Origin of the sequence: Diaminobutyricibacter sp. McL0608 (genome assembly GCF_039613825.1) — a bacterium.
Classification (GTDB): domain Bacteria; phylum Actinomycetota; class Actinomycetes; order Actinomycetales; family Microbacteriaceae; genus Diaminobutyricibacter.
Map to the genome: position 1 here is coordinate 1,570,261 of NZ_CP154826.1, position 12,164 is coordinate 1,582,424.

The 12,164-nt window shown below is 67.4% G+C and carries 14 protein-coding genes; 6 read left to right on the forward strand and 8 right to left on the reverse strand.

From position 1 onward, the window contains the following. Window positions 1-24: 24 nt before the first annotated feature. The 3 genes from AAYO93_RS07385 to AAYO93_RS07395 all read right to left on the reverse strand — a co-directional run bounded on the left by AAYO93_RS07385 (window position 25) and on the right by AAYO93_RS07395 (window position 2,304). Window positions 25-375, reverse strand: a complete 351-nt coding sequence (locus tag AAYO93_RS07385; RefSeq protein ID WP_345764343.1) for a metallopeptidase family protein — start codon at window positions 373-375, stop codon at window positions 25-27. Window positions 376-378: 3 nt separating this feature from the next. Further along, window positions 379-1,440 carry a hypothetical protein gene (locus AAYO93_RS07390; protein ID WP_345764344.1) on the reverse strand — a complete coding sequence of 354 codons (1,062 nt, stop codon included), beginning with the start codon at window positions 1,438-1,440 and terminating at the stop codon, window positions 379-381. Window positions 1,441-1,545: 105 nt separating this feature from the next. Continuing rightward, window positions 1,546-2,304, reverse strand: a complete 759-nt coding sequence (locus AAYO93_RS07395) for a hypothetical protein (protein WP_345764345.1) — start codon at window positions 2,302-2,304, stop codon at window positions 1,546-1,548. Window positions 2,305-2,644: 340 nt separating this feature from the next. On the opposite strand from AAYO93_RS07395, the gene AAYO93_RS07400 reads away from it, so the two are divergent. The 3 genes from AAYO93_RS07400 to AAYO93_RS07410 all read left to right on the forward strand — a co-directional run bounded on the left by AAYO93_RS07400 (window position 2,645) and on the right by AAYO93_RS07410 (window position 6,000). After that, entirely contained in the window at window positions 2,645-3,370 is a 726-nt protein-coding gene (locus AAYO93_RS07400) for a GAF and ANTAR domain-containing protein (RefSeq protein WP_345764346.1), read from the forward strand. A gap of 130 nt (window positions 3,371-3,500) precedes the next feature. Beyond that, window positions 3,501-4,586: a fatty acid desaturase family protein gene (locus tag AAYO93_RS07405; RefSeq protein ID WP_345764347.1), complete on the forward strand. Its 1,086-nt coding sequence runs from the start codon at window positions 3,501-3,503 to the stop codon at window positions 4,584-4,586. A gap of 55 nt (window positions 4,587-4,641) precedes the next feature. Then, window positions 4,642-6,000, forward strand: coding sequence for a maltokinase N-terminal cap-like domain-containing protein (locus AAYO93_RS07410; RefSeq protein WP_345764348.1), 1,359 nt, complete (start codon window positions 4,642-4,644; stop codon window positions 5,998-6,000). Here AAYO93_RS07410 and AAYO93_RS07415 read toward each other — a convergent pair. The 4 genes from AAYO93_RS07415 to AAYO93_RS07430 all read right to left on the reverse strand — a co-directional run bounded on the left by AAYO93_RS07415 (window position 5,997) and on the right by AAYO93_RS07430 (window position 9,218). Next, window positions 5,997-6,872 (reverse strand): aminoglycoside phosphotransferase family protein, encoded by an 876-nt coding sequence (locus tag AAYO93_RS07415; protein WP_345764349.1) that lies wholly within the window; start codon window positions 6,870-6,872, stop codon window positions 5,997-5,999. The two genes, AAYO93_RS07410 and AAYO93_RS07415, sit on opposite strands and share 4 nt — an antisense overlap. A 30-nt stretch (window positions 6,873-6,902) precedes the next feature. Continuing rightward, entirely contained in the window at window positions 6,903-7,049 is a 147-nt protein-coding gene (locus tag AAYO93_RS07420; protein ID WP_345764350.1) for a hypothetical protein, read from the reverse strand. Between the two features lie 69 nt (window positions 7,050-7,118). Next, window positions 7,119-8,810 (reverse strand): HAD family acid phosphatase, encoded by a 1,692-nt coding sequence (locus AAYO93_RS07425; protein ID WP_345764351.1) that lies wholly within the window; start codon window positions 8,808-8,810, stop codon window positions 7,119-7,121. A gap of 198 nt (window positions 8,811-9,008) precedes the next feature. Continuing rightward, the gene (locus tag AAYO93_RS07430; RefSeq protein ID WP_345764352.1) at window positions 9,009-9,218 is read right to left on the reverse strand and encodes a hypothetical protein; all 210 of its coding nucleotides are present in this window, start codon (window positions 9,216-9,218) and stop codon (window positions 9,009-9,011) included. An 86-nt stretch (window positions 9,219-9,304) separates the two neighbouring features. On the opposite strand from AAYO93_RS07430, the gene AAYO93_RS07435 reads away from it, so the two are divergent. The 3 genes from AAYO93_RS07435 to AAYO93_RS07445 all read left to right on the forward strand — a co-directional run bounded on the left by AAYO93_RS07435 (window position 9,305) and on the right by AAYO93_RS07445 (window position 11,940). Further along, window positions 9,305-10,267 (forward strand): helix-turn-helix domain-containing protein, encoded by a 963-nt coding sequence (locus AAYO93_RS07435; RefSeq protein WP_345764353.1) that lies wholly within the window; start codon window positions 9,305-9,307, stop codon window positions 10,265-10,267. 108 nt (window positions 10,268-10,375) lie between these two features. Next, complete coding sequence (locus AAYO93_RS07440; protein WP_345764354.1) at window positions 10,376-11,029, forward strand: hypothetical protein; 654 nt, start codon at window positions 10,376-10,378, stop codon at window positions 11,027-11,029. Continuing rightward, window positions 11,026-11,940: a hypothetical protein gene (locus AAYO93_RS07445; protein WP_345764355.1), complete on the forward strand. Its 915-nt coding sequence runs from the start codon at window positions 11,026-11,028 to the stop codon at window positions 11,938-11,940. The genes AAYO93_RS07440 and AAYO93_RS07445 overlap by 4 nt, the downstream gene beginning before the upstream one ends. A 43-nt stretch (window positions 11,941-11,983) precedes the next feature. Here AAYO93_RS07445 and AAYO93_RS07450 read toward each other — a convergent pair whose 3' ends face one another. Next, entirely contained in the window at window positions 11,984-12,160 is a 177-nt protein-coding gene (locus tag AAYO93_RS07450; RefSeq protein WP_345764356.1) for a hypothetical protein, read from the reverse strand. Between the last annotated feature and the right edge of the window lie 4 nt (window positions 12,161-12,164).

A 12,164-nucleotide genomic window follows, 5' to 3' on the forward strand; every position in this document is an offset into this window, starting at 1 on the left:
ACAGCAGAACGATCCGCGGGGCGATCAGTCCCAGCCGAGTTCGTGGAGCCTGTCGTCATCGATGCCGTAGAAGTGCGCGATCTCGTGCACGAGCGTCACATGGATCTCGTCGCGCAGTTCATCCATCGACTCGCAGATCGACAACAGGGGCTCCCGGTACAGGATGATGCGGTCCGGCATCTCGCCGAAGCCGTACTGTCCGCGTTCGGTCAATGCGATTCCGTCATAGAGACCGAGGACATCGAGCGATCCGTCGTCCGGGCGGTCCTCGACCAAGAAGACGATGTTGTCGAGCCCGTCGACCATGTCATCGGGCAGCGCGTCGAGCTCGTCTGTGACCAGGGCTTCGAAAGCGTCCGTGTCCAGTTCGAGCATCCGCTACACCCAGGCGTCGGCGACGGCGGCGTGGAGGTCGAGAAGCGGGGCGGTCCGCTCGCTCGGCCCGCGGCCGAAACCGCATTCGGTGGCGACCCCGAACCGGTGTTGCGCCGTCGCTGCGGCCCGCGCGCGGCGGAGAGCGCCTTCGACCCCGTCCTCATGGTGGATGAGGCCGAGGTACAGTTCAGTCGCTTCGGGCAGGTCGACCTCGGCGAGCGGCGCGAAATACGCTTCGTCGTCGCGTTCGATGGGGACGGGAAGGTGGACCCAGTTCACGGTGCGGGGACTCGACTGGAGCAGGCGTGAGGTGAAGGTCGCGAGGTAGCCGGCATCGGTGGGCTGGACGAAGTGCGCCTCCTCGACGTCGCCGTAGCAGAGGTGAGAGCCGAGGTGGACGGCGTCGGGCACGCGCGATGCCTGCCGTGCGGCGCGCTCGACGACGCCGCCCATCACATCGTCGAACCACGGCGTGATCGCGTGATGAGAGCGGATGTTCGCCGACTCGAGCAGCGCGAACTCCACCGCGGTGTCCCACTGGATGGCGAGCTCCTCGTGCGGGATCGCTTCGAGGATGCGGTCGAGTTCGGCGAACAGCGCACGCTCGTATGCCGGCTCGAACGCCGCACGGTCGTCGGCCACGACGAACGCACCGACGACGGCGGCGGGCGTGGGGAGCGAGACCTGGAAGCGCGTTCCCGGAGCGATCGCTCCCTGATCGCGCAGTTCGGCGAACGTGCGGTATGACTCGATCGCGGCATCGGCGTAGCCGAGGTTCGGGAAGACGAGGTCGGCGGCGTCGACGCCCTCATCGATGGTGAACGGGCGGCCGTCGAAGGTCTCGCGGATGTAGAACGGCTCGACCGGGATGCGCGAGACGCCCGCCATGGTGTCGAATCGCCTGGTCTGGAACTGGATCCAGTAGAAACGCTCGCCCACCTCCCCGTCAGGGATGCGCTTCAGGCGATCGCCGAGATGCTCGCTGACAGTGCGGAAGGTGGTGCCCGCATCCGGGAGGTTGATGCTGCCCACGAGGTGGGCGCCCTGGATGACTGTCTCGCTCATTGCTCTCCTCCGCGGCCTCCGCTGTGGCCGTGACGAGTCTAATCGGCACGAAGGGGAGTCCCGGACGAATCCGGGACTCCCCTGAAGTGTGCGTTCAGGCGCCGATCAGTACCAGTTCATCGACTGCGAGTGCGACCAGGCGCTGCATGGCGAACCGTACGAGCGGGCGATGTAGTCGAGGCCCCAGCGGATCTGCGTGGCGGCATTGGTCTGCCAGTCCGAACCGGCGCTCGCCATCTTGCTGCCGGGAAGGGCCTGCGGGATACCGGTCGCTCCGCCGCCCGGGTTGTACGCGGTGTACGACCAGCCGGACTCCTTCTGCCAGAGGCTGCTGAGGCACTGGAACTCGCCGTCGCCCCACCCGTACTTCTGCGCCATCATGGTGCGTGCAGTCGCGCGGGCGCCGTCCGGCGTGTTCGCCAGACGTTTGGCCTCGGCGGCAGCTTCCGCCTGGCGCACCTGGGCGCCCTTGACCGCGACCGTGTGGATCGCGGCGTTCGCGGCGTCGATCCGCGCGCGGACCGCCGTGTCGGGGAGCTTCTGGTAGCTCGCGAGCTGGGTGATCGCCTGGCTCGCGGCCGCTGTGCTGACCGTCGAGCTGTTCGCCTTGACGGTCTGCGCTCCTGCCGAGATCGTCTTGGCTGCTTCTGCATCGAGACGGTCGCGCACATTGTTCGCGTAGATCGCGAGCTGGTCGTGGTGCATCCCGGTCGATTCGGACAGCTGGTGCGCCGCTGCGACGCGCTCCGAGGCCTGGATGTTGTGGGTGACGGCAGCAGGAACGACGAGCGCTGCGGTGAGCGCCGCGGCTGCGACGGCGCCGATGATGTGCTTCGCGGACAGGAGTGAGGTGGAACTGAGCATGTACTTCCAGAGTTAGGAACTTCCCCGCTGCTCTGAAAAGGCCGTGGCCGATTGCGGGCGTGGTCGTCTCCGCCCTGGGGAGGGCGCGGACCGGGAGCGGGCTGGGCGCCGCGGAAGATCGTCAGTCGGCCAGGGTCGGGTGGGTCTGGGGGAGGCCGGCGCGATTGTGCCTACGCGACGAGACGGCTTACTGTGCCGCCAACCCTGATACCGTACGAGGCCGATCTGGGCGATCCGGGCACAACCCATGGAAAAGACGTGCGCATTGGCTGGGAGTCTCATCCATGGCAATCCGCGCGAAACCGGCCTCGTCCACCGCCGAAGTTCTTACAATTGCTTCATGACGACGCAGTCGTACGAGCAGCGGGACGGTCGCGAGGCACAGCTCATCGCGACCTTCGTCACGCTTGCCGACACGCTCGTCGCCGGTTACGACGTCGTCGACCTCCTGCACATGCTCACGGAGGAGTGCGTCGCGATCCTCGGGGTGGATGCGGCCGGGATCATGCTCTCGGACCCGGCCGGTGTACTGCATCCGATCGCCTCATCCGATGGGGTCAGCGAACGGGTGGAGGCCGCCCAGGTCGAGGCGGGCGAAGGTCCGTGCATCGAGAGCTTCCGCACAGGCGCAGCGGTGGCCCTCGATGACATCCGGGAGTCCGGGGCCGGAGCTTTCCGCGCGATCGCCGAAGCGGCAGGCTTCCGTTCCGTCCTCGCGGTTCCCCTGCGGCTGCGCGACTCGACGATCGGCGCGCTCAATCTCTTCGGCCGATCGCCCGGAGCGCTCCGCGGTGAGGATGCCGCCGTCGCCCGGGCGCTGGCGGATGTCGCGACGATCGGCATCCTTCAGGAGCGGGCGATCCGCGATGGCCGGCTTCTCACCGAGCAACTGGAGCACGCGCTCAACAGCCGGGTGCTCATCGAGCAGGCCAAGGGCATCATCGCCCAGACCAGGCAGGTGCCGGTCGATGAGGCGTTCGCAGTGCTGAGGGCCTACGCCAGACGCAACAACGAGCGGCTGCGGGATGTGGCGGAACAGGTCGTGGAACGGCGGCTGACGGTGTGAGTCGACCGCGCGCGTCCGACGCCGAAAGCGTCCTGTGAAGTTGTGCCACGGCGCTATCCGCCTCTGTAGAATGTGATTGTTGCTCGAGACCCCGGCAGCGGTTCGCTGAATCGACCGCACGGGAGCGCTCATGGGCACGACAATCGTCAACCCGACAGGGGCTCGCAAAGAGCGGCCTACCGATGTGTACGTCGAACTCGCCGGGGTGATCCGGGCATCCGGTCTTCTAAGAAGACGCTACGGGTACTACTGGACCAAGCTCGCGGCCGTGCCGGTCGCCCTCGCCGCGTGTGTGGTGGCCTTCATCTGGGTCGGTGACAGCTGGTGGCAGTTGGTCACGGCCGTCGCGTTCGGCTTCGTCTTCACCCAGATCGCGTTCCTCGGTCATGATGCCGCTCATCGGCAGATCTTCCGCTCGGGGCGCTGGAATGACTGGACGAGCCTGGTGATCGGCAACCTGTTCGTCGGCATGAGCTATGGCTGGTGGCAGCACAAGCACACGCGGCATCACGCGAACCCCAACAAGGAAGGTGTGGACCCGGATCTCGATCTGCCCGTGGTCTCGTTCACCACGGCCCAGGTGACGGCACACACGAACCCGCTCGTGCGGTGGCTCATCAGCCACCAGGGCTGGTTCTTCTTCCCGGTGCTGCTACTCGAGGGGCTGTCGCTTCACGCATCCAGTGTTCGCCGTGTCTTCGCCCGCGAGCCGATGCAACGGCGTCCGGTCGAGATCGTGTTCCTCGTCGTCCGGATCGCCGCGTACCTGGCGCTCGTGTTCCTCATCCTGACGCCGGGTGTCGCCGCCGCCTTCCTGGCTGTGCAGCTCGGAGTGTTCGGCATGTACATGGGGCTGTCGTTCGCCCCGAACCACAAAGGCATGCCGATCGTCGGCAAAGACGTCAAACTCGACTTCCTGACCCGGCAGGTGCTGATGAGCAGGAACATCCGAGGGAACCTCGTGCTCGACTTCATGATGGGCGGGCTGAACTACCAGATCGAGCATCACCTTTTCCCGTCGATGCCGCGGCCGCACCTGCGGCGTGCGGCGCCCACTATCGCGCAGTTCTGCGAAGCGCACGACGTTCCGTACACGCAGACGGGACTCGTCGAGTCGTACGGGATCGTGACGCGTTACATCAACCGCGTCGGGCTGGGGGAGAAGGACCCGTTCGCCTGCCCGCTCCTCGAGCAGCGCAGCGCGATCGGGCCCTGACCGACCCGCGCGGCGCTCATGGCACCACCTCGTGCGATCGGCGTATGGTTCAGACATGGACGATGTCGCCGCCCTCCTCGGAGCCTGGATGGTGCGCCAGCGGTGGTATGCGACGAAAGGCCAGACCCCGCGCATCCGGATCATCGGGTCCGTGCACCTGGGCGGCGGGTCGAGCGTCGCGCTCCCCGTCATCCACCTGGTCATCGATGATGCGCCCGACATGCCCGTGCTGTACCAGGTGCCCGTCGTGGTCCGGACGACCCCGGTGGCAGGGTCGTCGGCGGCACTGATCGGCGAGAGCAGTGGGCAGTTCTTCTACGACGGGCCGCATGACCCGGTGTTCACCGCCGCGCTCCTGGACGCGATCAGCGGTGAACGCACCCTCACCGGCGACGACGCCGAAGCGATCGGCACCGCTCTCGGGGGCTCGGGACGGATCGCGCGCTCGCGGGTGCTCGGCGGCGAGCAGTCGAACACGTCGATCGTGTACGACATGGACGGTGGTCCGCTGCCGTTCGTGATCGCCAAAGTGTTCCGGGTGCTCCACCACGGCGAGAATCCGGATGTGACGACGCAGGCCGCGCTCACCGAGGGCGGATCGCATCGCGCCCCGCCCCTCGTCGGCTATCTGGCCGCGACCTGGCCGGACCCCGGACGCGCCGGCGGAAAGGCGACGGGCCACCTCGCGTTCGCGCAGGAATTCCTGCCCGGCCTCGACGACGCCTGGCGGGTCGCACTGCGCGCGGCTGCAGCGGGTGAGGGCTTCGCGGATCGTGCCTACGACCTCGGGATCGCGACAGCAGAGGTGCACGCGACCCTGGCACGCGTGCTGTCGACGGTGCCGGCCGGCCCGGATGACGTCGAGGATGCGCTCGTGAGCATGCGGGCACGGCTGCGCGTCGCTTCGAAGGAAGTCCAGGGGATCGCGCCGTTCGTGGAGAGCATCACGGCCGTCTACGCGGCGGCGGCGTCCGGCGACCTGCCACGATTGCAGCGCATCCACGGCGACCTGCACCTCGGCCAGGCGCTCCTCGCGCCGGAACGCGGCTGGGTGCTCATCGACTTCGAGGGCGAGCCGCTGCGCCCGATGGACGAACGGTCCCGTCCGGATTCGACGCTGCGTGATGTGGCCGGGATGCTGCGCTCGTTCGACTACGTGGCCGGGTCGCTCGCGCAGACGGACGGGACGGATGCGCGTGACTGGGCGTCGGAGGCACGTCGAGCGTATGTGGACGGTTACGTGGCCTCCTCTGGGTTCGATCTGAGGACCCATCGACTTCTGCTCGACGCCTTCGAGCTCGACAAGGCGGTGTACGAGGCCGTGTACGAGTCGCGGAGCAGGCCGAACTGGATCGGGATTCCGCTGGCCGCTGTGCGGCGCCTCGTGACACGGTCGGCACCGCTGCCCGGTTAGGGCTGGTCTTCGAAGAGCTGTTCGAGCGCGTGCAGGCCGATCCGGCGCATCGCGGGGGCGTCGGCCGAATTCGCGAGCACTGCGGTCGCCATGGTGACGGCCCAGCCGCGCGCGCGTGCCCAGGTCGCGTCGTCGTAGGCGAGCTCGCGGACGAAGGTGCGGCGTCCTGCTGCGTCGAAGGTCAGCCACGCCGTGGCGAGATCCGTCGCCGGGTCGCCTGCGGTCAGGTCGCCGAAATCGATGACGGCAGCCAGCCGGCCGTCGCGGGCGATGATGTTCGCGGGATGGAGGTCCCCGTGAAGCCACAGTGCAGGACCAGTCCAGACTGGAGCGGCGATCGCCTCCTTCCAGAGTGAGGCGACTGCAGGGGCGTCGGGAACCAGGCCGGTTGCCAGGCGGGCGGCCACCGCACCCGACCGCGTTTCGAGCGGCACCCCGCGGACCGGGTTGGCCGGCGCCTCCGCGGGAGCGGGAACGTGGAGATCGCGGACGAAGCGGGCGAGTTCGACAGCGAGTGCTCCGTGCTCGTCGAACGGGGTGTCGGCGGCGAGTTCGCCGTCGATCCAGCGCGTCACACTCCATTGCCACGGGAATCGCCGACTGGCCGCACCCGTGCGGACCGGGACGGGGATCGCGACGTGCACGAGCGTCGCCAGCAGGGGGAGCCACGTGTTCTCGTGCGCGACGAGCTCGGCGGCTATGGTGCGACGCGGAACACGAACCGCGAAGTCGACACCCAGCCGATAGATCGCGTTGTCCCAGCCGTTCGCGACGAGGCGGAGCGGCAGGTCGGCCAGATCGGGATGCTGCTCGGCGAGAAGCGACTGGACGAGAACGTCGTCGACATCGATGTCGGCAGCCGGCGTATCCACGTGCAACAGGTTAGCGCGCGCCGACCTGTGTCAGGCGGTGAGCTGCAGCTCCTCCTCGAGGAACCGGTGGCATCCGTCGCCGCCGCACTCGACGCACAGCGTCACCTCGTCCACCCGGTGTGGCTGGATCGGGTCGGCACCCGTACCGTCGCAGCGTTCGCACATTTCGAGCCTCATGCACACCATGATGCGCTCCCCCTCCGACATTCACCGGAGGGGGAGCGCGTGTCGGTCAGCGGGATCCGATCAGGGCAGGTAGTACGTCGGGTTCGGCAACTTCACGGTGCGGTCGGCGGAACCGCCGATCAGGTCGCTGAACTGGTCCCCGAAGTTCGCCACGATGTCGTACCCTCCTCCTGCGCTCGATTCAACGTGGGCGCGCGTCTGCGACTTGTACTCGATCGTGGTGCACTTCGCTGTCGCGCAGGTGATGTACGACGGCTGCTGGGATGCGCCGACACCGGTCCACTTCGTGTAGTAGTTCGCGGACGTGAAGCCGGTGTACCCGACCTTCGCCAGGTTGCCGAGTGTCGCCGCCTTCTGGTCGTCATTGCGCCCGGTCAGCCCGACGATCGTGCATCCGTACTTCTGGGCGACGGCCGCGAGTCCGACCATGGACGGCGTGGCGGGGAAGCGCTGGTCCTGTACCCAGACGTCCTGCTCGGCGGGGTTGAAGTTGAAGTGCATGTCTCCGACTTCCATGTCGTACGTCCACAGCGTGGTGTCGTCGGCGTCGAGCACGATCGCCGGGTTCTTGTGCGAACGCTTGCCGACGTAACACGCCGCCGCGACGGCGGGCTCCTGCTGCTTCACGAGCTTCGCCATCTCGGTGATGTACGGCGACGACGTCTTGTTCGAGATGCCCGTCCCCGGGTCGCCGTAGTAGGTGGCGATCGTCTTCTTCACCGAGTCGATGTTCGGGATGCCCTCACCGCCGACTTTCGCACCGCTGGTGCCGTCCGGCGCCATCGTGAAATGGGTGCGGGGTGCGAGCCACGGCTGGGAGACGCCCGGCAGGTTCGTCGAGGGGAGGTAGTACGTCGGGTTGGGGAGCTTCAGCGCCCGCTCGGAGAAGCCGCCCTGCAGGTCCGACCACTGGTCGCCGACGTTCAGGGTGATCGTGTAGCCGAGGGACTCGATGTGCTTGCGCGTCTGCGCCTTGTATTCGACGGTCGTGCAGCTCGTGGTCACGCACGTGATGTACGACGGCTGCTGCGAGGCTCCGACGCCTGTCCACTTCGTGAAGAAGTTGGTCGCGTTGAACGGCGTGTAGCCGACCTTGTCGAGGTTGCCGAGCGTCGCCGTCTTCTGGTTGTCATTGCGGCCGGTCAGACCGAAGACCGCGTATCCCATCTTCGAGGCGGCGTTGACGTAGGCGACCATGGCAGGTGTCGCCGGGAAGCGCTGGTCCTGCACCCAGACGTCCTGTTCCGCCGGGTTGAAGTTGAAGTGCATGTCTCCGACTTCCATGTCGTACGTCCACAGTGTGGTGTCGTCGGCGTCGAAGACGATCGCAGGCTTCTCGTGGTGGCGAACCGCCTGCAGGTAGGTGAGCCTCAGCTTCGCGGTCTCGCGCGCGAGGATGGAGTCCATCTCGCTGATGTATGGCGACGTCGTCTTGTTCGCGATGCCCGTTCCCGGGTCCCCGTAGTAGGTCGCGATGGTCTTCTTCACCGAGTCGATGTTGGGGATGCCCTCGCCGCCCGCAGTGGCGCCGCTCGAACCGTCCGGTGCCATGACGAAACTGGTTCGCGGGGCGAGGTTCTGGCCGTGGCCGTGGTCGCCGCCGTGCCCGCCGTCCCAGGCCTGCGCGCCGGATGCACCGACCACGCTGAGGCCGAGTGCCAGGGCGACCGCCGCAGCTGCACTGCCGAGCATTCGCCTTCGCGGCGGGCGGATGGTGGGGGAGTCGTGGAATCGGGCAGGGCGTTCTGACATCGGCGTCACCGTTTCGTTCGTGGAGACCGGCCCCCAATTGGGGGCCGGTCAGCACGATAGTCCGGTCAGCGCCTCCCCGCTAGTATCACCTGGGTCGAAAGAATTTCGGCAAACGAGTGCTTTCGCACTAGCTGTGTCCCGCCGCACTAAGTAGACGTAGTGCGGTGAGACGGGGCTAGTGCGATGAGTTGTGTGGCGTCAGCGACCGGTCTCGCGAGCGCCCTGCACCGCCTGGAGGTCACGGAACATCCGCTCCGTGTCGCGGTTCGGTTCGCCGCCGCGCGCCTTGATGGCGGCGGCCAGGAATTCGCTGATCGGTGTCCTGCGTCGTTCGGGGGATGCCGTCCGTCGCGTCTGGCGGGTCGCCATCCGGTGGCCATGTCCTGAAGTGAGGATTCCGTGTGTCATGGCATTAACGATACGGAAGTAGATATTCGGCCACCAGGTGGCTTTGAGACTATCTTCGCAAACATTCGGCCACTAAACTCGGTTACATGATCACCCGCGTCGCTGTACCCCTGATCGACGACTTCGCGATGTTCGAATTCGGGGTTGTCTGCGAGGTCTTCGGCCTCGACCGCAGCTATGCCGACCTCCCGGTCTTCGACTTCCGGGTCTGCGGCGTCGAGCCCGGAGTGCCCATCACCAATCCCACGGGAGTCACCGTCACCCCGCCGTACGGGCTCGAGGCGATGGACGACGCCGACCTGATCGCGGTACCCGCGGCGCGCATTCGCGACGAGTATCCGCACGAAGTCCTCGAGGCGCTGAGACGCGCATCCGACCGTGGGGCGATCCTCCTCAGCGTCTGTTCCGGCGCGTTCGTCCTCGGCGCCGCCGGCCTCCTCGACGGCCGCGCGGTCACGACCCACTGGCGATACGCCGAGGCGCTGAAGAAGCGCTTCCCGCTCGCGAACATCGACCCGGATGTGCTCTTCGTCGACGACGGCGACCTGATCACCAGCGCGGGAACGGCCGCCGGCATCGACGCCTGCCTCCACCTCGTTCGGCGCGAACTCGGCAGTGCCGTCGCGAACACCATCGCACGGCACATGGTCGTGCCTCCGCAGCGAGACGGCGGTCAGCGGCAGTTCGTCGATCATCCGGTGCCCGAAGCCGAAGGGGATGCGCTGGCCGGCATCCTCGAATACCTGGCCTCCCGGCTCGACGAGCAGCACACCATCCCGTCGCTCGCCCAGCATGCGCGCATGTCGACGCGGAGCTTCTCCCGCCGTTTCCGCTCGGAGACCGGCGTCTCGCCGATGCAGTGGTTGAACCGCCAGCGCATCCTGCACGCACGCCTGCTCCTCGAGACGACCACGATGTCGATCGACGAGATCAGTGCGCAATGCGGATTCAGCAGCCCGACCCTCTTCCGTCACCACTTCGACCTGGAAGTCGGGGTCGCACCAACGCGTTACCGCCGCGCTTTCGCCGGCTCGGCCCAGCCGGCCTGATCGGGCGCGCCGTCGCGGACGGTTGCCGGTGGCCGCACGTTGCGGGATACTCGGGTCATCGGTGGACGGCGTGTCACGACGTCGCCACCCCTCCATACGGAGGCTGTCATGGATACTTTGCGAAATCGGGGGAGCGCATTCAGCGTGGTCCTCGCGACGGTCATCGTCTGTGTGGCCGGCCTCGCCGGGTGCGTCGGGACCGCGGCCCCCGAAGTGGATCCGGGCCACGTGGACACGTCCGCCCCGAACACGGGGACCACCGCGCCTCAGCCGGAGAACACCTCCCAGGCAGTGTCGGTCGAGCTCGCCCAGCTGCCGATCGGCGGAAACACGACCCAGGACCAGACCACCTCGGCCGACACCTGTGTGACCATCAACTGGATCGTGCAACAGGATGCGGCGAAGATTCCGTCCGACGTGAAGATCCAGATCACGGGCGCAGCATTCAGCACGGACGTGTACACGCTGGCCGACCAGGGCTGCGCGAACGACCATCCGGCGTGCATCGGGTTCGTGTTCGACGCAGGGCACCAGGCGTGCAATCTGGCGATCACGCCGACCGGATCACTGGACTCGACGGGAACAGAACCCGCCGTGAGCCTCGGCGGGAACGTGACGTGCGTCGACGGTCAGACTCCTGAATGCACTGACTTCCTCAATGCGGTCGCGACGGAGCCGAGCGTGACCATTCCGCTCGACCCACCGCCGTCCGAGCAGGGCGCCGGACCTGCGCCGTCCGATCGCGGCGGGGCCGGCGCGTGACCGACGACGTCCCGAAAGAGTCCGAGAACACCGGCACGGCCGACGCGTCCGCTGCACCGCAGGTCGAGCGCTGGGTCAACGTGCTCGGAAGTGTGATCGCCCCCGCTACCCTGCTCGGCGCGCTCCTCTTCTATTTCGGGTATGTCTCGTCGCGTGCGCAATACGACTACTTCGGGATCGACGTCGACGTGATCGGCCTGACCACCCAGAACTACGTCGCCCGCAGCCCCCAGCCACTTCTCGTGCCGCTGCTGGTGCTCGCGCTGCTGGGCGCGGCGCTGGTCGGGCTGCACGCGATAATCCGGCGGCGTTCGCGGCGCCCCGGGTTCGCCGGCGCCATCCGCCGGGCGGTTCTCGTGGGACTTATCATCCTGGGCGCCGGAATCATCCTGCTGTTCGCCTACCCGTTGCTGTCGGGCTGGCCCTACTACCCCCTGGTGACCCCGTTCGTGCTGGCTCTCGGTGGCGCGGTCACGGCGTACGGCCTCGGCACACTTCGGTTTCTGGCCCGGCGAGACGGCACGGGCACGTCCCCGCGGCTCGGCGTCGTGGTGCTGCTGTGGGCGGCGACCGCCGCCTGCGTCTTCTGGGCGACCGCGACGATCGCGCAATGGTCGGGGCTCGGTCTGGCGCAGCAGCAGGCGCGCCACCTCGACACGCTCCCGAGTGTGATCGTCGACACGCAGGACCGGCTGTTCCTCCCCGCCGAATCGCATGTCGCCGAGATTGCGCTGCCCGCTTCGGACAGCCAGAAGTTCCGTTACCGCTACACCGGCCTGCGGCTGCTGATCGTCGGCGGCGACCACATGTTCCTCGTGCCCAACACGTGGAACCCGCACGACACGACTCTGGTGCTGCCGGTCGATAGTTCGACCCGGCTCCAATTCCAGTTCCGCAACCTGGCGCCCTGACGCGCCCGGCGCCCTGATGGGTCCCGGCGGCCCGGCACTGCGGTCAGTCGACGTCGACGGTCCAGATCACCAGACCGGTCGCCGTGCGCCTCGCCGTCTCGAGGTAGGTCGCGGTCCGCCCGTTGTCGTCGGTGAGCTCCGCCTGCAGCACGTACTCGGTGACATCCCAGGTGCGTCCGTCGAACGGGCCGCCTTCCAGTTGCGCGATCGTCACATCCATAGCT

Coding starts and splice junctions, on each gene's coding strand:
- AAYO93_RS07385 (WP_345764343.1), bottom strand. CDS start 375: ATGCTCGAACTGGACACGGACGCTTTCGAAGCCCTGGTCACAGACGAG.
- AAYO93_RS07390 (WP_345764344.1), bottom strand. CDS start 1,440: ATGAGCGAGACAGTCATCCAGGGCGCCCACCTCGTGGGCAGCATCAAC.
- AAYO93_RS07395 (WP_345764345.1), bottom strand. CDS start 2,304: ATGCTCAGTTCCACCTCACTCCTGTCCGCGAAGCACATCATCGGCGCC.
- AAYO93_RS07400 (WP_345764346.1), top strand. CDS start 2,645: ATGACGACGCAGTCGTACGAGCAGCGGGACGGTCGCGAGGCACAGCTC.
- AAYO93_RS07405 (WP_345764347.1), top strand. CDS start 3,501: ATGGGCACGACAATCGTCAACCCGACAGGGGCTCGCAAAGAGCGGCCT.
- AAYO93_RS07410 (WP_345764348.1), top strand. CDS start 4,642: ATGGACGATGTCGCCGCCCTCCTCGGAGCCTGGATGGTGCGCCAGCGG.
- AAYO93_RS07420 (WP_345764350.1), bottom strand. CDS start 7,049: ATGAGGCTCGAAATGTGCGAACGCTGCGACGGTACGGGTGCCGACCCG.
- AAYO93_RS07425 (WP_345764351.1), bottom strand. CDS start 8,810: ATGTCAGAACGCCCTGCCCGATTCCACGACTCCCCCACCATCCGCCCG.
- AAYO93_RS07430 (WP_345764352.1), bottom strand. CDS start 9,218: ATGACACACGGAATCCTCACTTCAGGACATGGCCACCGGATGGCGACC.
- AAYO93_RS07435 (WP_345764353.1), top strand. CDS start 9,305: ATGATCACCCGCGTCGCTGTACCCCTGATCGACGACTTCGCGATGTTC.
- AAYO93_RS07440 (WP_345764354.1), top strand. CDS start 10,376: ATGGATACTTTGCGAAATCGGGGGAGCGCATTCAGCGTGGTCCTCGCG.
- AAYO93_RS07450 (WP_345764356.1), bottom strand. CDS start 12,160: ATGGATGTGACGATCGCGCAACTGGAAGGCGGCCCGTTCGACGGACGC.